The 20,866-nt window shown below is 54.6% G+C and carries 16 protein-coding genes and 3 riboswitches; of the genes, 11 read left to right on the top strand and 5 right to left on the bottom strand.

Annotated features, from left to right (window positions below; genetic code table 11):
* The first annotated feature begins 136 nt into the window (after nt 1-136).
* A complete protein-coding gene (locus tag ACFQ88_RS16460) occupies nt 137-1,450 on the top strand; it encodes an ABC transporter substrate-binding protein (RefSeq protein ID WP_379454817.1) in 1,314 nt (437 codons plus the stop codon).
* 169 nt (nt 1,451-1,619) lie between these two features.
* Here the strand turns inward: ACFQ88_RS16460 and ACFQ88_RS16455 are convergent, their stop codons facing one another.
* Nucleotides 1,620-1,913: a hypothetical protein gene (locus ACFQ88_RS16455; RefSeq protein WP_379454816.1), complete on the bottom strand. Its 294-nt coding sequence runs from the start codon at nt 1,911-1,913 to the stop codon at nt 1,620-1,622.
* Between ACFQ88_RS16455 and ACFQ88_RS16450 the strand changes: the two genes are divergently transcribed.
* From ACFQ88_RS16450 to ACFQ88_RS16440, 3 genes are read left to right on the top strand one after another with little or no spacing between them, the layout of a single operon-like run.
* Nucleotides 1,912-2,799 carry a carbohydrate ABC transporter permease gene (locus ACFQ88_RS16450; RefSeq protein WP_379454815.1) on the top strand — a complete coding sequence of 296 codons (888 nt, stop codon included), beginning with the start codon at nt 1,912-1,914 and terminating at the stop codon, nt 2,797-2,799. The two genes, ACFQ88_RS16455 and ACFQ88_RS16450, sit on opposite strands and share 2 nt — an antisense overlap.
* A 23-nt stretch (nt 2,800-2,822) precedes the next feature.
* A complete protein-coding gene (locus ACFQ88_RS16445; RefSeq protein WP_379454814.1) occupies nt 2,823-3,701 on the top strand; it encodes a carbohydrate ABC transporter permease in 879 nt (292 codons plus the stop codon).
* Nucleotides 3,698-5,173: a sulfatase family protein gene (locus tag ACFQ88_RS16440; RefSeq protein WP_379454813.1), complete on the top strand. Its 1,476-nt coding sequence runs from the start codon at nt 3,698-3,700 to the stop codon at nt 5,171-5,173. Before ACFQ88_RS16445 ends, ACFQ88_RS16440 begins: the two co-directional genes overlap by 4 nt.
* 84 nt (nt 5,174-5,257) lie before the next feature.
* Here the strand turns inward: ACFQ88_RS16440 and pyk are convergent, their stop codons facing one another.
* Nucleotides 5,258-6,679 carry a pyruvate kinase gene (pyk, locus tag ACFQ88_RS16435; RefSeq protein WP_379454812.1) on the bottom strand — a complete coding sequence of 474 codons (1,422 nt, stop codon included), beginning with the start codon at nt 6,677-6,679 and terminating at the stop codon, nt 5,258-5,260.
* A 160-nt stretch (nt 6,680-6,839) separates the two neighbouring features.
* Here pyk and ACFQ88_RS16430 point away from each other — a divergent pair, with 160 nt between their 5' ends.
* A complete protein-coding gene (locus ACFQ88_RS16430) occupies nt 6,840-7,625 on the top strand; it encodes an AraC family transcriptional regulator (protein WP_379454811.1) in 786 nt (261 codons plus the stop codon).
* Nucleotides 7,626-7,901: 276 nt separating this feature from the next.
* Here the strand turns inward: ACFQ88_RS16430 and gcvPB are convergent, their stop codons facing one another.
* Genes gcvPB through gcvT form a run of 3 tightly spaced genes read right to left on the bottom strand, consistent with a single transcriptional unit; the run spans nt 7,902 to nt 11,893 of the window.
* Nucleotides 7,902-9,359, bottom strand: coding sequence for an aminomethyl-transferring glycine dehydrogenase subunit GcvPB (gene gcvPB, locus ACFQ88_RS16425; protein ID WP_379454810.1), 1,458 nt, complete (start codon nt 9,357-9,359; stop codon nt 7,902-7,904).
* Complete coding sequence (gcvPA, locus tag ACFQ88_RS16420; protein WP_379454809.1) at nt 9,356-10,711, bottom strand: aminomethyl-transferring glycine dehydrogenase subunit GcvPA; 1,356 nt, start codon at nt 10,709-10,711, stop codon at nt 9,356-9,358. Before gcvPA ends, gcvPB begins: the two co-directional genes overlap by 4 nt.
* A 39-nt stretch (nt 10,712-10,750) precedes the next feature.
* On the bottom strand, nt 10,751-11,893 hold the full coding sequence (gene gcvT / locus ACFQ88_RS16415) for a glycine cleavage system aminomethyltransferase GcvT (protein ID WP_379454915.1): 1,143 nt from the start codon (nt 11,891-11,893) through the stop codon (nt 10,751-10,753).
* Between the two features lie 81 nt (nt 11,894-11,974).
* Nucleotides 11,975-12,082, bottom strand: a riboswitch (glycine riboswitch).
* 3 nt (nt 12,083-12,085) lie between these two features.
* A riboswitch (glycine riboswitch) is annotated at nt 12,086-12,188 on the bottom strand.
* Nucleotides 12,189-12,336: 148 nt separating this feature from the next.
* Nucleotides 12,337-12,453: riboswitch (glycine riboswitch) on the top strand.
* Between the two features lie 198 nt (nt 12,454-12,651).
* Here gcvT and gcvH point away from each other — a divergent pair.
* From gcvH to ACFQ88_RS16385, 6 genes are all read left to right on the top strand, one after another.
* Nucleotides 12,652-13,050 (top strand): glycine cleavage system protein GcvH, encoded by a 399-nt coding sequence (gcvH, locus tag ACFQ88_RS16410; RefSeq protein ID WP_239627880.1) that lies wholly within the window; start codon nt 12,652-12,654, stop codon nt 13,048-13,050.
* Between the two features lie 139 nt (nt 13,051-13,189).
* Complete coding sequence (locus ACFQ88_RS16405) at nt 13,190-15,895, top strand: UxaA family hydrolase (protein ID WP_379454808.1); 2,706 nt, start codon at nt 13,190-13,192, stop codon at nt 15,893-15,895.
* 823 nt (nt 15,896-16,718) lie between these two features.
* Entirely contained in the window at nt 16,719-17,234 is a 516-nt protein-coding gene (gene uraD / locus ACFQ88_RS16400) for a 2-oxo-4-hydroxy-4-carboxy-5-ureidoimidazoline decarboxylase (protein ID WP_379454807.1), read from the top strand.
* A gap of 1 nt (nt 17,235) precedes the next feature.
* The gene (gene pucL, locus ACFQ88_RS16395; RefSeq protein WP_379454806.1) at nt 17,236-18,216 is read left to right on the top strand and encodes a factor-independent urate hydroxylase; all 981 of its coding nucleotides are present in this window, start codon (nt 17,236-17,238) and stop codon (nt 18,214-18,216) included.
* A 5-nt stretch (nt 18,217-18,221) separates the two neighbouring features.
* The gene (uraH, locus tag ACFQ88_RS16390) at nt 18,222-18,599 is read left to right on the top strand and encodes a hydroxyisourate hydrolase (protein WP_379454805.1); all 378 of its coding nucleotides are present in this window, start codon (nt 18,222-18,224) and stop codon (nt 18,597-18,599) included.
* Between the two features lie 809 nt (nt 18,600-19,408).
* Nucleotides 19,409-20,839, top strand: coding sequence for an allantoinase (locus ACFQ88_RS16385; protein ID WP_379454804.1), 1,431 nt, complete (start codon nt 19,409-19,411; stop codon nt 20,837-20,839).
* The last annotated feature ends 27 nt before the right edge of the window (nt 20,840-20,866 follow it).

Below are 20,866 nucleotides of genomic sequence, written 5' to 3'. Positions count from 1 at the left end.
AGTATACGGCCGTGCTGCGACAGGGGGGTATAAAACTTTCACCTTCTGTGACCGGTATTGCTTCCCTATAATTAAAGGCAGTAAAGCGTATTCATAACGATTTCAATATGATAACAAAACAAAGGGTGGATGTAAAATGCAAAAAAAGATCGCAATAGTGCTGGCTAGCACACTTTTGGCAGGGCTTGCAGCGGGCTGCGGCGCCAAAACGGACGATCAAGCGGCCAAAAGCGCAGCGGGGTCGGATTCGCAGCAAATCAATTTGAGAATGACCATTCTTCCCGACGATTTGGAAACGACCAAGCTGGCTTACGAGGAGTTCAAGAAGGACAATCCTAACATCAACGTGCAATTCGAAACGATCCCTCAGCAGCAATATTATGAGAAGCTCCGCCTGCAATTGTCCGGGGGAGAGAAGATCGATTTGTTCGGCGGCAACATGGACGTCTTTTTGGATACGGGCATTCTTGAGCCTTTGGACGACTATATCAAGAAAAACAATGTGGACGTCTCCGGCTTCGGTCCGCTGTATGACGGTTTGAAGGTCAATGATAAAATGTACGGCCTGCCGTACCGCAAATCCAACTATATGCTGTATTACAACAAGACGCTGTTCGATCAAATGAACGTTCCGTATCCGAAGGCCGATATGACTTGGGACGAGTTCAGGGAATTGGCGAAAAAGATGACCAAAGGCGAAGGCGCGGGCAAAGTGTACGGCGCGTACTTGCAGCAGTGGGCTCAAACGTGGTACGTGCAGGCGGCCCAGACCGGGGCTTCGATTATCGATAAAGATTTGACGCCGTTCAAAAAAGCGCTGCAGTTCCGCAAAGATTTGGAGAAGGACGGCTCCATCATGCCTTGGTCCGAGCAGGTCACGACATCGGCGCACTATAACTCGGCATTCCAGAAGGGCAATGTAGCTATGAACTTGATCGGGGACTGGCATGTGGCCCAGCTGCGGCAGGCGGAAGCGGACAAAAAGATCAGCTTCGATTGGGATGTTGTGCCGATTCCTCATCCTGAGGGCGTAGCGGCGAATACGAGCTTGGCTACACCGGTTTCGATCATGATCAACAAGGATTCGAAAAACAAGGAAGCGGCATTCAAGCTGCTGCAGTACATTACCGGAGCCAAAGGCGCCAAGCTGTTCGCATCCAAAGGCTTCCTGACAGGCTATACGAACGATGAAATCCGCAAAGCATATGTCGGGGACGGAACGCAGAAGCCGAAGAACATTCATTACTTCGTGGAGCAAAAAGAATACCCTGAATACCCGCTGCTTCCCGGCGTGAAAAACATCGTGGTCGGCAACATTTATTTGCAGGAAGGCGAGCTGGCCTTGTCCGGCAGCCAGTCGGTCGATCAGGCGATTCAGAAGATCGGCGAGCGCGTTCAGAAGGAGTGGGCGGATAAGTACGCCAAAGATTTCAAAGCAAGCAAAAAGTAATTAGATAAAGGATGTTCAAAAAGTCGTCTTTTGATCACGAAGCAGGTCAGGAGGCTCAATCGACATCGAATCTTGCGTTCACCTTCGAAGAAGTAATGCTTCCGAAGCGAGTTTTCTACGAAAACTTGTACTACTCGATGCTGAAAACCCAACTTTTTGAACCTGCGTTTTATAAAACAAAATCGAGCTTTGCTTGAATTTGTGAAGTGCCTGGTCTTTTAGTTATTTGCATACTTTCCATTTGCCAGCTATGCAGGTGGGGTGTCCCCTGGAAGAGTTTACGTCCGCCTTTGAAATCCGTGAATATACCTCTAATTTTAATAAAAAATTTACGGGTTTCAACAGCGGCTGGAGGGGGATGTCCCACCGGAATAGTTTCGGCAAACAGCTTCCTCACATCTAAAACGACTAGCACTTCACACCTGACAGCAAAGCCCGATTCACAAGGAGTTGATAACATCATGAACGCATCCAGAGCATTAACGAGAAGAAACCGGCTGATAGGATACGCATTTTTGCTCCCGAATATACTGGGCTTTTTAACGTTTATCTGCTTCCCTGTCATTGCATCGTTCCTTATGAGCTTTACCGAGTGGAACGGCTTTGGCGACATTGCCTTTACCGGACTGGACAATTATAAAAGATTGCTCGGCGACGAATCGTTCCGCATCTCGCTGGTGAACAGCTTGATCATGATGGTCGTTTCCGTGCCGGTGACATTGCTGCTCGCTATTCTTGCCGCCGTAGCGCTGAACAAAGGAATAAGAGGGCTAAAAATATTCCGCACGGCGATTTTCCTGCCGCACATTACCGCAACCATTGCCGTAGCCGTCGTATGGCAGCTGCTGTACAACCCGACGATGGGCCCGATTAACGGCATGCTGCGCAGCATAGGTTTCGAAAATCCGCCGGCATGGCTGGCATCGACGCAATGGGCATTGCTTTCTGTAATTATTGTAGGCATTTGGCAAAACATCGGCTATTACATGGTGCTTTACTTGGCCGGGCTACAAGGCATTCCGAAGGATCTATACGAGGCTGCGGAAATCGACGGGGCGGGCAAGCTGTCCCAGCTGATTAAAATTACGATTCCGATGCTGTCTCCAGTTATTTTTTTCACGGTCATTATGGGTATCATTAACTCGTTCAAAGTGTTCGATCTCATCTTCCTGCTGACCAAAGGCGGGCCCGGACGCTCGACGCACGTGCTCGTTTACGATATTTATTACACCGCGTTCCAGCGCTATGAATACGGCTATGCTTCGGCGATGGCTTACGTGATGTTCGCGATCATCGTCCTGATTACGATAATTCAATTCCGCGGCCAGAAAAAATGGGTCAACTACTAACCGACGAACGGGGATGACGAATGATGAATGATATTGCACAAACCTCCAAACAGCCGCATTCCTTGAAGCTCACCCGCTCGTTCGGGACCCGGATCGGCAAAGGCCTTGTTTATTTGATTCTTATAGCGGTTGCCGGATCGATGATCATGCCGTTTTTGTGGATGATATCGGCTTCGTTCAAATCGGAAGCAGAAGTGTTCGGATTTCCGATTCAATGGATTCCAAGCAAGTTTTACTTCTCCAATTATACAAAGGTATGGAGCGAGCTGCCGTTTTTTACTTACTATTTCAATACGATTAAAATCGCCGTCACCACGACATTGCTGCAGATCGTCACCTGCTCCATGGCCGCTTATGCGTTCGCCAAGGTCAAGTTTCCCGAGCGGGACAAAGTGTTTTTCCTCTACATTACAACGATGATGATTCCGTTCCAGGTTATGATGATTCCGCAGTTTTTGCTGATGAAGGAATTCGGGCTGCTGAACTCGCATTGGGCGTTAATTTTGCTCGGCGCATTCAGTCCGTTCGGCGTATTTTTGTTCCGCCAGTTTTATATGTCCATTCCCGAGGAGCTGTCCGAAGCGGCCCGGATTGACGGGTTAAGCGAATTCGGTATTTTTACGAGAATCATGATGCCATTGATGAGACCGGCTATCGCCAGTCTTACGATCTTTACGTTTATGCATTCGTGGAACGATTTTCTCGGGCCGTTAATTTATTTGAATGACGATAAGCTGTTCACGCTTCAGCTCGGAATGCAGCATTTCCAGACCGAGCATGCTACGGAGTACGCTCCGCTGATGGCGGCAGCCGTATGTGCGATTATTCCGACCATCATTATTTACTTCCTCGCTCAGGATCACTTTGTGGAAGGCATTTCCGCAGGAGCTGTGAAAGGATGAGTAGTAACGTGGACAACGGTGCGGAGCTACACGAGAGACGGGAGACGCGGGATAAATGTAGGAAGAAGCCCAATATCCTCTATGTTTTTGCGGATCAGTGGCGCAGGCAGGCGGTCGGCTTCCGGAACGAGGATCCGGTGATCACTCCGCATATCGACGCCTTTGCGGCAGAGAGTCTCGTATTCGATCACGCGGTCAGCTGCACGCCGATATGCTCGCCGCACCGGGCGGCATTAATGACGGGAACTTACCCGCAGACGAACGGGGTATACACGAATTGCAAGCTCGGAGCGGACGTGGCGCTTCGTGAGGATGCGATCGGTATCGGCGACGTGTTAAAGCGGGAAGGATACCGTACCGGGTATATCGGCAAATGGCATCTCGACCTTCCGGAGCAAAATGTGTCGGAGCAGCCGATTTCCGGAGCCAGAGACTGGGATGCTTATACGCCTCCGGGACCGAAGCGGCACGGATTCGACGAGTGGTATTCCTACGGGACGTACGACGAGCATTTGACGCCTCATTATTGGCGAGACACGCCGGAGATGATCCAAGCGGATCAATGGTCTGTCGAGCATGAGACGGATCGGGCGATTGAATTTTTGCAGCAACGCTCCGGACAGGAAGAGCCATTCGCCCTGTTTGTTTCGTGGAATCCGCCCCACAGTCCATTTGACCTGGTGCCGGACCGGTATAAGCGGCTATATGATCACATCCCGCTTCGCTGGCGCCCTAACGTGAAAGCGGATGGACTGGCTGCCCATACGGGAGAGCCGTTCGCCGATGGAATGGACAATCTGGAACGGTACATGCGGGACTATTGCGCGGCCGTTACGGGAATCGACGAGCAGTTCGGAAGGCTGATGCAGTCACTTCAGGAGCTTGGCATGGAGCAAAATACACTGGTCGTCTTGTCGTCGGACCACGGAGAGCTGATGGGATCGCACGGACTCATGGCCAAGCATTCCTGGCATGAGGAATCGATAGGCATTCCGTGCGTAATGAGATGGCCCGGCCGGATTGGTGCCGGTCATACATCTTTGCTGTTCAACAGCGTAGACATTATGCCGACGCTGCTTGGACTCGCTGGATTGGGCGTACCGCAAACCGTGGAAGGCAGCGACTATTCGCCTGCCGTGCTCGGACTTGAGCCGGTATCGGATGAGCCGGCGTTCATCAGCGCGTTTCCGGGACGCAAGGATGTGATCGAGCAGTTTGCGGCGCAAGGGCTCGATAATAAGCGTTTCGGCTGGCGCGGAGTGCGGACCCGGCGGTACACATACGTCGTCCACAGGGGATACTCTGCCGTAGACCCGGGCTTTTGTCTTCGTCTTCTGTATGATTTGGAGCAGGATCCATACCAGCTTAATCCATTGACGCTGCAGCGGGCGTCCCAGCATCCGGTTGCTCATGAGCTGGAGGAGAAGCTGCGAGGGTGGCTATCGTCTCTGAACGATTTGTTTGAGCTATAGCGGTATGGGTAAGTTGACCAACATATCGCAGTGGGAGTGAAAAATAAAGCAGCAGAACCGTATGGGCTCTGCCGCTTTTTACTTTTATTCTACATGCTGGATCTTAATCAAATTGGTGGAGCCGGATTGGCCGACCGGAACTCCTGCGGAGACGACAACCAGATCCCCGCTTTTAATGACGCCGGATTGTACACCCGAACGCAGCGCCGATTCGAACATGGCGTCGGTGGAATCGACCTTCGGGCCTTTCACCGGGGTAACGCCCCAGCACAAGGTAAGACGGCGCTGTACCCAATCGTTGGCCGTAACGGCGATAATCGGCGATTTAGGACGGTACTTGGACACCATTCTGGCGCTAAAGCCGCTTTCTGTAGGCGTCACGATAGCACTGGCTTCCAGATCGAGAGAGGCGCCGACGGCAGCACGGCTGATGACTTCCGTAATATTCGTTTTGTGCAGTGCCGCTTTTTGGGTCAGCATTTCATCGTACGGCAGCACGTTCTCGATGTTCGTGGCAATGGCAGCCATCGTGCGAACGGATTCGACAGGGTATTTGCCCGCTGCGGTTTCGCCGGACAGCATGAGCACGTCGGTGCCGTCGTATACGGCATTGGCAACGTCGCTCGCTTCAGCACGGGTCGGACGCGGATTGGACTGCATCGAATCGAGCATATGAGTAGCGGTAATGACGGTTTTGCCCACGGCGTTGCTTTTTTGAATCATCTGCTTTTGGATGATCGGCACATCTTCCACCGGAATTTCCACTCCGAGATCTCCGCGCGCAACCATAAGCCCGTCGGACGCTTCCAATATTTCGTCGAGATTGTCTACGCCCTCTTCGTTTTCGATCTTCGAGATGATCTGAATGTGGGAGGCGTTATGCTCCTCGAGAATGCGGCGAATTTCCAGAATGTCGCTCGCTTTGCGCACGAAAGAGGCGGCGATGAAATCGGCATTTTGCTCGACCGCGAATTGAATATGCAGAACGTCTCTCTCCGTAACCCCAGGCAAAGACGTGCGTACGCCAGGCAGGTTGACGCCTTTGCGGGATTTGATCACTCCGCCGTTCAGGATGCGGCAATAAATTTCCGTGCCTTCAATGGACTCGACCTTCAGCTCGATCAAGCCGTCGTCGATCAAAATCCGCGATCCCGGCTTCACATCGTCCGTCAACTGCGGATACGATACGGAAATACGGTTGGCCGTTCCTTTTATTTGCTCTGTCGTTAATGTTATCGTGTCGTCGGTGCGCAGCTCGTAGGAAGGCTCCTCCAATAAGCCGGTCCGAATTTCCGGGCCTTTAATATCGATCAGGATGCTGACGGTTGCTCCCAGCGCCTCCGCGGCTTCCCGCACTCTGGCAATGCGTCCCGCATGATCGGCCAATTCGCCGTGAGCCATATTAATGCGTGCGCCGTTCATTCCGGAACGGATCATTTCCTTTAAGGTTTCGACGGAATCGCTTGCAGGTCCCATAGTGCAAAGAATTTTTGTTTTACGTAACATCAGTCGGTTCCTCTCCTCTATATATGCTGTTGATATTCATTGTAGGGAAAATTGTCGAATAAAACTATGAAATATAGTACGGTAAATGTATAATAGTACGATAAAATGAAGCTGCAGAGCATGAAGCAGGAGTTTTTTGTGGCAAAAGGGGGTGTCGGCCATGCTGTACGTGGTGGATGTAAGGCAGGATACGGGTGTGCAATGGTATGAGGATTATGAGCACGGAGCGCCATGGCATGTTCTGGTCCTGGTCAGCTACGGCAAATGCCTGTACTGGATTAACCATGACAAGCAGATGCTCGAAAAGGGGGATATGCTGCTCATCCCGGCTGGAACGCCGTTTTACGGCAAAAGCATACCGACGGTGATCCACGAAAAGTACGTGATCACGTTCCGAAACGATAAGTCTGCACCCCAGCTCCCCATTCTATCTGCGGAAGTAAGCTGCAAATGGAAAACCGGCAAATACGAGCTGCTGCTGCAGCGGTTCCGGATGATGCATGAGGAATGGAAGGAAAGGCTCCCCTATTGCGAAGCGATGTGCCAGTCGCTGGCTTTGGAAATATTGACCCATTGGAACAGGGAACTCGACGAGGGGAAACGATCCGGAGTGAAGGAGCGCCATGCGGAGCAAATGAAGACCTATATTCAAAACCATTACCGCGAAAAAGTGACGAAAGAGCATCTTGGCGACGTTATCGGCAAAAGCCCGAACTATGCCGCTTCGCTGTTCAGTGAAGTAACGGGGCAGACGATAGGCGGGTATATCCATGCGCTTCGCATGAAAACGGCGGTATACCTTCTTCAGCATTCGCAGAGGACGGTTGCGGATATATCCGATTATTTGGGCTACTGCGATCCGTCGTATTTTCATAAAGTGTTCAAAAGGGAAACGGGTAAACCCCCTGCGGCCTATATAAAAGAGAGGGAGCTGCCTGCGCAGTAATGAGGCGGGGCGAGCCGGTAAAGGAAAGGGTTCTTGGCCAAAGCAGCTTTTGGCACAAGAACCCTTTTTTCCATAGACTCCGAGTCATCGGACGTTAATTCTATTTGGTGATAACGCGAGTTATGCAGCAGCAAACTGTAAAGCCGCTCATCTAGGAAAGGCCTTGATAGAGCTTTTATTAGTCGGCCCGGCCGATTCATCCAGCTGAATTTGCGGATGAACGCAGGAGCCGACGGGCTCGACCGTGGTCAGAGATTCCACGGCTAGTAAGACGGCTTAGCCGCACGTACAATTCAGCACCGGCTTGCGCGCGGCGAGCGTTTCGTCCAGCCGCCTGACGACGGTGGTATACGGCGCGTTCAGCAGCAGCTCGGGCTGCTCCTCGGCTTCCCTGGCGATCTGAATCATCGTATCGATGAACGCGTCGAGCGTTTCCTTGCTCTCCGTCTCCGTCGGCTCGATCATGATGCATTCCTCGACGTTCAGCGGGAAATAAATGGTCGGCGGGTGGTAGCCGAAATCGAGCAGCCGCTTGGCTACATCGATGGTCCGGACGCCGTACTGCTTCAGTCCGCGTCCGGACATGACGAACTCGTGCTTACACACTCCCGGATAGGGCACTTCGTAATATGGCGCGAGCCGGTGCATCATGTAGTTGGCGTTCAGCACGGCACATTCCGAGACTTGACGCAGCCCTTCCGGCCCGTAGGTGCGGATGTATGTGTAGGCCCGGACGAGAATGCCGAAGTTCCCGTAGAACGCTTTGACGCGGCCGATGGAGCTCGGACGTTCGGCGTCGAGATAGTAGGTGTTGTCTTCGCGCAGAGCTACGACCGGTTTGGGCAGGAAGGGGACGAGCTTGCTCTTGACCCCGACAGGTCCCGCTCCCGGTCCGCCGCCGCCGTGAGGAGTGCTCATCGTCTTGTGCAGGTTGAGATGCACGACGTCAAAGCCCATGTCGCCGGGGCGTGTGATGCCCATGATGGCGTTGGAGTTGGCACCGTCGTAATAGAGCAGTCCTCCAGCGGAGTGGACGATATCCGCGATTTCCAGAATGTGCTCCTCGAACAAGCCTAAGGTGCTCGGATTCGTCAGCATCAGAGCGGCCGTATCCGGACCGACGGCAGCCCGCAGCGCGTCCAGATCGACCAGCCCTTGCTCGTTCGATTTGATCGTCAGCGTCTCAAAGCCCGCCGTCGTGGCGCTGGCCGGGTTCGTGCCGTGCGACGAGTCCGGCACGATAACTTTCGTCCGCGCTTCACCGTGGCTTTCGTGGTAAGCCCGGATCATCATGAGCCCCGTCCATTCGCCGTGGGCTCCGGCAGCGGGCTGCAGCGTCACTTGGTCCATGCCGGTGAGAGCGGCGAGATCGTTCTGCAGCGTGTACAGCAGCTCCAGCGCACCCTGGACGCTGGATTCCGGCTGATACGGGTGAATCCCGGCAAACCCGTGAAGACGCGCCGTATCCTCATTAATTTTAGGATTATATTTCATGGTACATGATCCTAATGGATAAAAGCCGTTGTCCACGCCGAAATTACGGCGGGACAGCTCGGTGTAATGGCGGATCACATCCACCTCGTACACTTCCGGCAGCGCAGCAGGCTCGCTGCGGATCAGGTGGGACGGGATCAGCCCGGCCGGGTCCGCTTCGGGAACATCGCAATCGGGCAGCGAATACGCAACGCGTCCCGGCTTGCTCAACTCGAATATCAGTGCCTTCTCGGGCTTCATAGCAGCTCCTCCAATCGTACGGCAAATTCGTCGATTTCGGCTTTCGTCCTTTTTTCGGTAACGGCCACCAGCATATGATGGTGCAGCTCGGGATAGAAGCGGCCGAGATCAAGCCCGCCGATAAACCCGGATTCGAGCAGGCGTTCGTTCACGCCGGTAACGCTCGTCTTGTCCGGCAGCTTCAGGACAAACTCGTTGAAGAAGGGCGAGGCGAAAGCGAGCGATACGCCTTCCGGCTTCGCCAGCTCGCGGGCGGCGTAGTGGGATTTGCTCAGGTTCAGCCGGCTGATCTCCCGCATTCCTTCCTTGCCCATCGTCGACAAGTAGACGGAGGCGCACAGCGCCAGCAGAGCCTGGTTCGAGCAAATGTTGGAGGTCGCCTTCTCGCGGCGGATGTGCTGCTCACGGGCTTGCAGCGTCAGCACGAAGCCGCGTTTGCCGTCGCGATCGACCGTCTGGCCGACGATCCGGCCGGGCATGCGGCGCATGAGCGGCTCGGCGACGGCGAAGTAGCCGCAGGTCGGTCCGCCGAAGGCCGGATGAATGCCGAGCGGCTGGGCGTCGCCTACGACGATATCGGCGCCGAGCTTGCCGGGGGCTTCCAGAAGCCCGAGCGACAGCGGGTTCGTGCTGACGACGAGCAGCCCCTTGCGGCTGTGAATGAGCGGCTCCATCGCCGCAATATCCTCGATGCAGCCGAAGAAGTTCGGCGACTGCACGATGACGGCGGCGGTATCGTCGGTTATGGCCGCTTCCAGCCGCTCCAGATCGGTCACGCCATCGGCATAATCGATTTCCGTCACCGTCAGATTCATGCCTCGTGCCGCCGTCCGCATAATCTCGCGCGCCTCGGGATGCACGGTGCGCGAGATGACGATCTGCTTCCGCTGCGTCGCGCCGGCAGCCAGCGCTCCTGCCTCGGCGAGCGCGGTAGCGCCGTCGTACATGCTGGCGTTCGCCACCTTCATGCCGGTCAGCTCGCAAATGTAAGATTGAAATTCGAATATCGCCTGCAGCTCGCCTTGGCTTATTTCCGGCTGGTACGGCGTATAGGCGGTATAAAATTCCGAGCGAGAAATGATATGGTTGATGACGACAGGCACATGATGGTCGTACAGACCGGCGCCCAAAAAGCTTGCATATTGGCCGGTGTCCGCATTGCGCGAGGCGAGCCGCTTCATATGCTTCATGAGCGAGAGTTCGTCCAATGCGCCGGACATCGGCAGTGTTCCCCGGTAACGGATGGATTCAGGAATGTCGCGGAACAGCTCTTCCACCGAAGCGGCGCCGATCGTGCTCAGCATATCGGACCGGTCCTGGTCGGTCATTGGCAAATACCGGTGTTTGCTCATCGTATGAGTCCACTCCTTTTTCTGTATTCATGCGTAAGGCTAAGCTTTTGCGCCCCGCCGGTAGAACGGCGCTGGGACAACAGCCGCTTTGAGCCGGTTTCCGCGGATTTCCACTTCCAATTCGGTGCCAGGCTGCGCGAAATCCGCTTGGACAAGCGCAAGGCCCAGATTACGCTTCAGCGTCGGCGATTGCGTACCTGTAGTCACCTCGCCGATCAGAGCTCCGCCGGCATAGACAGGGTAGTGGCAGCGGGGAATGCCGCGGTCGATCATCTCGATGCCGACCAGCTTGCGGGGCACGCCCTGCTCCTTTTGCTTCTGCAGGGCCTCCCGGCCGATGAAATCGGGCTTCGCCAGCTTGACGAAAGATCCGAGTCCCGCTTCCAGCGGTGTGATCGAATCGCTCAGCTCTTGACCGTACAGCGGCAGCTTCGCCTCGAACCGAAGCGTATCCCGCGCCCCAAGTCCGGCAGGGAGAAGACCGTGCGGCTGGCCTGCTGCCAGCAATCCCGTCCACAGCGCGGGAGCATCGGCTGCGGCAACGTAAAATTCGAATCCGTCCTCGCCGGTGTAGCCTGTACGGGAGACGAGAGCGGGAACGCCGCATACTTCGGCTTCTTTAATAAAATGAAATGGCGGCAGCGCCTTCAAATCGGCATCTGTAATTAGGGCGGCGATGGCTTCGGCGCTTGGGCCTTGCAGTGCGAGAAGGGACAAATCGTCAGATTTGTTTACGAGGGTTGCGCCGCCGGGGAGATGAGATTCCAGCCAGCGGAAGTCTTTATCGATATTGGAGGCGTTAACGACAAGCATAAATTGACCGGCCGACAGACGGTAGACGATCAGATCGTCGATGACGCCACCGTGCTCATAGCACATCAACGTATACTGCGCCTGGCCGTCAGCCAGCCGTGAGACGTCGTTGGTCATGACTCGTTGCAGGAATGCTTCGGCATCGTCGCCGGTCAGCAGAAATTCGCCCATATGCGAGACGTCGAACAAGCCGGCCTGCTGCCTGACGGTTTCGTGCTCCCGGATAATGCCGGAAAATTGGACGGGCAGCTCCCAGCCGCCGAAATCGATGCAGCGGACGCCGGGAAATTGGGCATACAGAGGGAACAGCGGCGTTCTTTTCAAAGACGGACTCACTTGAATCACCTCGGTCGTTATTTGGATGGTCATTCCCAAACAAAGAAAAGCCAAAAAAGGACAGGACGAAACGGTCTGCAGCACATGCTGAAGCATGTCTGCGATTTCGTTTCGCTCTGTCCTTTGTACCTGAGAGTTACCTTACAGACGTCTTCCTTGGCACAGCGTCTGCAAGTTTCCCCTTGGGTGACCCGGCTTCATGAAGCGGGGTGCTCTCCAGAGGCGCGTCCGGTAAAGGTCCTTTTGCCTGAGAGATTCACCTGTCTTAAGACGGGCTTACTCCTTCGGCGTTACCGTGGCTACAGGTAATCTCTCCCAATACGTTCATCCGCATATTCGATTGGCATTGCTCTATGTTCATTATGATCTAAAGCGCGGCCCCGGGTCAACTGAAACTTCAGGAAACATTTGGAGCGGATTCTTGACATCTCCATATCGGTTGAATTACGCTTGAGGTATAATGTCAATACAGCGTATGACGATGGTTGGGAGAGACCGCAGCGGCGCAAGCGGCCGTGAGGCACCGAAGGAGCAAGTCGCCACACCTGCCGGATGGCGATTAATCTCACAGGTAAACGTACCGGCATCCGACGCGCCTCTGGAGAGAGCGTAAGCCACCAAAGGGGTAAAGGCAAGGGAGCGTTGCAGTCACCCGGCCCTAAACTCTCAGGTACCCAGGACAGAGAACAAGGCAAGCTGCCTTTTCCTGTCCTTTTTTTGGTCTTTGGGAACGAGTTCCAACGAAACGTCAAAAAGCTTGAACATTTTGATGAAACGGGTGGGTGTTGACGATGAGCGAAGTAAGAGCAGGTTTGCGTTATACGGAAGAGCATGAGTGGGCTGAAAAGAGACAAGCGGCGGTGGTCCGAATCGGCATTACCGACTTCGCACAGCAGCAGCTTGGGGATATTGTGTTCGTAGAGCTGCCGAAGGTCGGAGCCAGACTGGAGGCGCATGCGCCCATGGGAACGATCGAATCCGTTAAGACGGTGTCCGATCTGTTCAGTCCGGTTGCGGGGACGGTAACGGCAGTGAACGAAGGTTTGCTGGATTCGCCGGAGCTGGTTAACAGCGAGCCTTACGAGGCCGGGTGGATTGTCGAAGTCGAGGTGGACGGCGATACGGATCAAGCTCTGGATCCACTGCTCACTGCGGAAGCATACAGGCAGCTTATTGCCGGACAAGAGTAGAACGATCCGCTGCCCATACGGGCGGTTAGTACCGTAAGCGTATTCAACAACTCGGCGGAAGCTTTTACACAGCATGCACACGGATACAACGGGTTTGTAAATAACTCTTTCAAATCATCCAATAAGGAGCTAGAAATTTATGAGCGTTTCTTACCGTTTTGACGAAGTCGCCAGGCTTCCTTTGCCAGGAGATAATGTTGCCGTTGCCACTCGCAGGCTGGATGCCGGCACCGTCATTTCCTGTCATGATCAAACGTTGACCTTGGATTATACCGTTTTGGAGGGCCACCGCTTTGCCGTGCAGGCCATTGCGCCGGGGGAGGCTTTATTGTCCTGGGAACTGCCGTTTGGAGAAGCGATTCAGCCGATACATCCAGGCAATTATGTGATCAATAATGACGTTCTGGAGGCGCTTCACGGGCGTTCGCCCGATTTTACGTTGCCGGCGGCGCCTAATTTTATCGATCAAGTTCCGGCCTTTGCTCTGGACGAAGCGAAATTTCAGCCGGCCACGAGATTGCCCGATTATCCGGATACGCGTACATTCTTAGGCTATCGGCGCAGTCAGGCTCGCGGAGTCGGTACCCGCAACAACGTTGTGCTATTGGGCACAACCTCGCGTACGGGGAGCTATGTGACCCAACTCGCCGCCCGTCTTCAGAACGATCTGAAGCCATATCCCCAGGTGGATGGAATTGTCCCCGTGGCGCATACCGAGGGAGCTACGGATCGGCCCAATAATCTGGAGATGCTGCTGCGCACACTGGCCGGATTTATCGTCAACCCTAACGTGGGCGCCGTGCTGATAGTCGATGACGGCATGGGATCCATCAACAATGGGATGGTGGAGTCGTATCTGCGCGCGCACAATTATCCATTGGATGAGGTGCTGCACCGGTTCTTGACCATTCAAGGCGGTTTTGAAGAGCAGCTGGATAGGGGTGAAGCTGTTGTTCGCAATTGGCTGCCGACGGTCAACGCCGTCGAACGGACCCCTGAATCGGTCAGCCATCTCAAAATTGCGCTCAATTGCGGCGGCTCCGATGCCTTCTCCGGCATTTCGGCCAATCCGCTTCTAGGCTGGGTTGCGCAGGAGCTTGTACGCTTCGGCGGAAGCGCCAACCTGTGCGAAACCGATGAATTGATCGGTGCCGAGACGTATATTTTGCAAAAGGTTCGCGATGCGGAAACCGCGCGCACTTTTTTAAAGCTGATCGAGCAATTCAAAGAGCGGACGGCTTGGCACGGCGCCAACGCGGAAGGAAATCCGTCCGGAGGCAACAAATATCGCGGTCTTTATAACATTTATCTTAAGTCCATCGGCGCCGCACAAAAGAAAGACCCGGCTACCGTCCTTGACTACGCCATTGATTATAGCGCTCTTATGAAGGAATCCGGCTTTTACTTTATGGATAGCCCGGGTAACGACCTCGAGAGCATTGCCGGACAGGTGGCATCGGGCTGCAATCTCATTTTCTTCACGACGGGCAACGGCTCGGTGACGAACTTTCCTTTTGTGCCGACGATCAAGGTCGTTACGACGACGCAGCGCTTCCAGCTGCTTGCCAATGATATGGATATCAATGCGGGGCGCTATCAGGAAGGCGTGTCCATGGATGAGCTGGGCAAGGACACCTTTGAACGGATGGTGCAGGTTGCCTCAGGTCAGCGCAGTGTAGGCGAGAAGGCCGGCCATGCGCAGGTACAAATTTGGCGTAACTGGCGGCAAACCGATGCAAGCCGGCTGGATTCCTTGCTTCATGCCCCTCAGCCGACCGGGGAGCCCATTGCGATTCGCACGGACGCAGCCGAAGCTGCCCCTCCGATCAGCTTCACCTTCAACCGCTTCGAAGATCATCGGGCCAGCGACCGGATCGGGTTAATCGTGCCGACCAGTCTGTGTGCCGGGCAGGTGGCCAAAATGATCGCATCGCAGATGAACAAAAAGGGGCTCGGCCAACCAGAGCATCTCTCGCGCTTTGTAGCTTTGGCTCATACGGAAGGCTGCGGTAATTCAGGCGGGCAGGCGGAGCAGTTGTTTTCCCGCACCATGATCGGCTACGTCACCCACCCGCTGGTCAGGCAATGTCTGCTTCTGGAGCATGGATGCGAGAAAACGCATAATGACTACATGCGCCACCGGATGGAGGAGATGGGGATTGACCCGAGCCGGCTGGGCTATGCCAGCATACAACTGGACGGCGGCATTGAAAAGGTGTCGCGCAAGGTGGAGGCGTGGTTTGCCGATCAGCTGTCGGCAGCTGGGCCAACGTTGATGGAGCAGACCGGTCTGGAAGGGCTGCGCATCGGAATCATGAGCGATGGTCCGGTTGGAGAGGCTGCCGGTGAGCAGCTCGGCATATTGACCCAATGGATTGCCGGCGCCGGCGGTATGGTGGTCGTACCGGAGAACAGCGGACTTCTTACAATGGCTGCGTACCGGGACACTGTATTGGCTTCATCCGATGTTAAGCCGTCCTTGGCTTACGGGGAACATTCCGACAGCAGCGGGTTCCACATTATGGAAACCCCGACCGAGCATTGGGTGGAGACGGTGACGGGCTTGGCGGCAACGGGGGTAGAATTGATCATTGCGCTGGTTCATCGCCGGCCGATGCAGACGCATCCGTTCGTGCCCATGCTGCAAGTTGCGTCGGAGCCGGCCATGCAGGAAGCTTATGCAGACGACTTGGATCTGCTGTTAACCGGGGCTCCGTCCGCCTGGAACGAGCAGATTTTGGAGAGCTGCAAGCAGGTCTTGGAGCACAGCTATACTCCGCGGCTTTATCGGCAAGGCAATATTGATTTTCAATTAACGAGAGGATTTCTCGGCGTTTCGTTATAAATCCATGATTTAACCCGGACTACGCGCTGTTCGCAGGAGCGGGCACGGGAAAGAGGCTGTCACTTTGAGCAGGTTCATCTGCTTGAGGCGACAGCCTTTTGCTGTTATTGAAGCCGTGCTGCTTGGGTAAGGAGTCTGCTAAATTCAGTGCTGCCAGGAAGTTCCGATCCGAGAGGGGTTACAGTCCGATACCCGTGCCTTTAAGTGCTTGGTTACCTTAGGGGTCTCTCCATTGACGACGCCTTCCCATGACGTAAATTTTTTGAATAGAAATGCTCCGGCGTCGTTTTTCAACAAAGCGTGCAATTTCACACTGTTCAAACGAATGGTGAAGTTCTGTGAGATACCTGCCTCCATCAAAAGCTTCTACTCTTTTTTGTATCCTTTTTGAATCGCGGCTCGAGATGAATTCAGCTCCTCGCCGTTTCTGGAATAAGACATTTTTCCGCTTTCGTGCAGGAAGCGGACAATTTCTTGATCGGTTTGATTCAGATTAGGCAGATTTATAACCCTATTCTAAACTGAATTTATGTCATGTAACATTACATTGATATTTCGATAGATCAAATACAATTCGAGTGCGATGTAATACAAGAATTAGAATAAAAACCTGTATTCGCTAGGACAATGTACTGCTTGTCGAAATGAAGTGGTTGACACCTTTTCGAGAGCATGCATATAATTGTGTCATATAACATAACATAAATATTTCATTAACTAATGTTTATCAGTTTTTGTGTAATGAAAAATAACATAAAGATACTAAGGGGCAAAATCGGTACGGCCTGGGATTGGGACTCAAAAAAGGAGGCGGATACGCGGCATGAAGTTTACGGTCCATCAACTCAGCAAAATGAGCAAGCAGCAGTTCGTCGAATCTATCGGATGGGTGTTCGAGCATTCGCCATGGGTGGCCGAGCGGGCTTGGGCGGATAAGCCTTTCCGCTCGCTCAGTCATTTGCACCTGCTGATGGTGCGGCAGGTTGAGGAGGCTTCGGAAGGGGAAAGGCTGTCGCTTCTCCGGGCGCATCCGGATTTGGCGGGGCGAATGAAGCTGACCGATGCTTCGCAAAAGGAGCAGCGGGGAGCCGGTTTGGACCGGCTGTCGCCGGGGGAATTCGACGAAATGACCGCATTGAACGAGGCGTATGTTACCCGCTTCGGGTTTCCTTTTATCGTTGCGGTCAGAGGGCTTGGCAAGGAGGAGATATTGTCGGCGATCCGTGAGCGGGTGACGCATGAAAAGACGGATGAATTCGGGAGGGCATTGTCGGAAGTGGCCAAAATCGCGCGTTTGCGCTTGGAAGATATTATAGAGTCGGGAGAGGCGGGGGAATAAGATGAGCAAAGAGCGAGTAATGTATTACGGCAAAGGTGATGTGCTGGTCTACAGAACATTCGGGGAACCAATGAAGGGGATTGCGAAAATACCGGAGTCGGCCTTTACCGGTGACGATAATGTGATTTTTGCCCACAACATTAAGATTGCAGTGCAGGGGGAGCAGTTCTTGGCTTCCTTTACCGAAGGCGACAATACGAAGGTCGTGGCGACCGACTCGATGAAAAATTTTATCCTTCGCCATGCGGCGGAATTTGACGGCGATACGACGGAAGGGTTCCTGGAATTCGTCAGCCGGCGTTTTCTTGAGACGTATCCGCAGATGACCGGGATCATACTGACCGGAGACCGGATTCCATTCCTGGGCTTGCAGGTGCCTGGTGCGAGCGGTTTGACGGATAGCGGACTCGTGTACCGATATTCGCACAACGACCACCCGACGGCTACGCTCGAAATCGTCCGCTCCGAAGACGGAGAAGCGGATATAGTAAGTCACCGCTGCGGTCTGGCGGATCTGCAGCTGATCAAAGTGAAGGGCAGCGGCTTTGCGAACTTTGTCCGGGATGAATATACGACACTGCCGGAAACTTATGACCGTCCGTTGTTCATCTATCTCGACATTCACTGGAAATATTCCGATGTAGAAGATTCGTTGTCCACGGATTCGGGAAAATATGTGCCCGCCGAGCAAATCAGGGATATTGCCCATACCATGTTTCATGAGAAAAACAGCCCGTCGATTCAAAATCTGATCTATTATATCGGCTTGCGGATTTTGGAGCGCTTTCCGCAACTTGCTGAGGTCCAGTTCGAATCGAACAACCGGACGTGGGAAACGGTCGTCGAGCACGTCCCGGGCTCGGAAGGAAGAGTGTATACGGAACCGCGGCCTCCTTACGGCTTCCAAGGGTTTTCGATGACGCAGGAGGATTTGGCGGCGGCTCGCAGCGGTGATAAGACACTGGTGCAAAGCGAGGGCTGATGCTTATGGAGGGTAAAATATCGACGCACGTGCTGGACTTGTCGTGCGGCCGGCCGGCGGCCGGAATCGAAGTGGCGCTGTATCGAATCGGCGAAGCGGAGGCAAGAACGCTACTCGGCTGCAGCGTAACCAATTCGGACGGCCGGACGGGGCGTCCGTTGCTGGAGGGTGCCGACCTGAAGGCAGGCGAATACGAGCTTGTGTTCTTCGTTGCGGATTACTTCCAGGGCACGGCGGGAGAATCCGGGGCGAGAATGGCCGGCGGCGGGGTGCCGTTCCTGAATCGGGTGCCTATCCGCTTCTGTGTCGGCGATGAGGGCGGAAGCTACCATGTTCCGCTGCTGGTATCGCCCGGGGGGTACAGCACCTACCGGGGGAGTTGAGGCTAGTCGGGCGGTAGGTACGCGGTGATGGTCGCGAGAAGGAAGCTGTAACGCGGGAAATCCGCGTTATGTGCAGGGAAAATGTGCGAGTGATCTCTGTAACACGGAAAAACCGTGTTACGGATCGTCGATAAGCGGTGACGGTCGCGAGAAGGAAGCTGTAAAGCGGAAAAACCGCGTTACGTACAGGGAAAATGCGCGAGCGCACTCTGTAATACGGAAAAACCGTGTTACGGATCGCCGATAAGCGGTGACGGTCGCGAGAGTGGTGCTGTAACGCGGAAAAACCGCGTTACGGACTGGGGAAATGTGCGAGCGTACTCTGTAACACGGAAAAACCGTGTTACGGATCGCTGATAAGCGGTGACGGTCGTGAGAAGGGAGCTGTAACGCGGAAAATTCGCGTTACGTGCAGGGAAACCGGTTGAGCGCACTCTGTAACACGGAAAAACCGTGTTACGGATCGCCGATAAGCGGTGACGGTCGCGAGTATGAGTCTGTAAGGCGGAAAATCCGCGTTACGGACTGGGGAAATGTGCGAGCGTACTCTGTAACATGGAAATACCGTGTTACAGGTCGCCAATAAGCGGACACGGTCGCGAGAAGGGAGCTGTAAAGCGGAAAAACCGCTTTACGGGCAGGGAAAATGAGCGAGCGCACTCTGTAACACGGAAAAACCGCGTTACGGATCGCCGATAAGCGGTGACGGTCGCGAGAATGGTGCTATAACGTGTTGCAAGCATGGAACTCGATCGAGCGCACTCTGTAACGCATAAATGATCAATTTTTTTCGGAGAGGGGCTTCCGATATGCCGGAAACGTTCGATACCGTAATTCGAAACGGAATAGTCGTGCTGCGCGATGAGGCTCGCCAACTGGATATTGGCATTCGCGACGGGCGTATCGCCGGGCTCGGCGAACGTCTGGAGGCCCGTGGGGAGGCATCGATGAAAACCGTCGATGCCTCTGGCTGCTATGTGTTTCCGGGAGTGGTGGATGTTCATGTTCATTTCAATGAACCTGGCCTCGGAAGCTGGGAGGGCTTCGCTTCAGGATCGGCGGCGCTGGCCGCAGGAGGGACGACTACGTATGTGGATATGCCGCTAAACGGCAGGCCGCCTACGGTGACGGCTGCGGCTTTTGAGCAGAAGCTGGAGGCTGCGCGGGGGCAATCTTATGTGGACTACGCGATATGGGGAGGACTCGTGCCCGGGAACCGGGACCAGTTGGAGCCGCTCACCGCTATGGGAGCTATCGGCTTCAAGGCGTTTCTCTCGGACCCCGGCGGCCAAGGGGACGATATATTCCGCGAGGTTGACGACCTCGCGTTATATGAAGGCATGAAGCGGATTGCCGCCATGAACGGGATTTTGGCGCTCCATGCCGAGAGCGACTCTCTTACCTCGACGCTCGCGGCCAAAGCCATGCGCGAGGGCAGGCGCACCGCCCGCGATTATGCGGCAACCCGCCCGATTATTGCGGAGCTGGAGGCGGTCAATCGGGCATTGTTGTATGCCCGTCACACCGGCTGCTCGCTGCACTTTGTGCATATAAGCAGCGAGGCGGCCATTGAGCTGATCGACCGTGCGAAGCAGGTCGGGCTGAACGTTACGGCGGAGACGTGCCCGCATTATTTGACCCTGACCGAGGAAGACATGGAGTCGCTCGGCCCGGTGTCCAAATGCGCGCCTCCGCTGCGCAGCGCCGACGAGCAAGAGCGCCTATGGGCGGCGCTGCGTGCAGGAAGGATCGACATCATCGCATCGGATCATTCGCCTTGCCCTCCGGAGCTGAAGGCAGCTGGCGACGGCTGCTTTTTCAGCGCATGGGGAGGCATTAGCGGAGCGCAAAGCACGCTCGAGCTGATGCTCCACGAAGGGCACTTGAAGCGCGGTATAGAGCTGCCGGTATTGGCGCGAATGCTGTCTTATCAGCCTGCGCGAAGGTTCGGGTTGCATCCGCGCAAGGGCGAAATCGCCATCGGGGCTGATGCCGATCTCGCGATCGTTAAGATGGATGAGAGCTATACGCTCGAAGCGGCTCATCTGTACTCCCGGCATCGACAGAGTCCCTACGTGGGCAGAACGTTCGACTGCCGGGTCGTCACGACATTCAGTCGCGGGGAACGTGTATATTCGCTTGAGGAAGGACTGGGTCCGAAAAGGCACGGACAGTGGATTAAGCCTGCTGCAGTACGTAAGACGGCTACGGCCGAAGGGGCAATCGCTGCAGATTGTTGACATGCAGCCGGACATGACAAAATGCAG

The organism is Paenibacillus sp. NPDC056579 (assembly GCF_042793215.1).
Classification (GTDB): domain Bacteria; phylum Bacillota; class Bacilli; order Paenibacillales; family NBRC-103111; genus Paenibacillus_S.
This window is presented reverse-complemented; position numbering and strand designations above follow the sequence as displayed.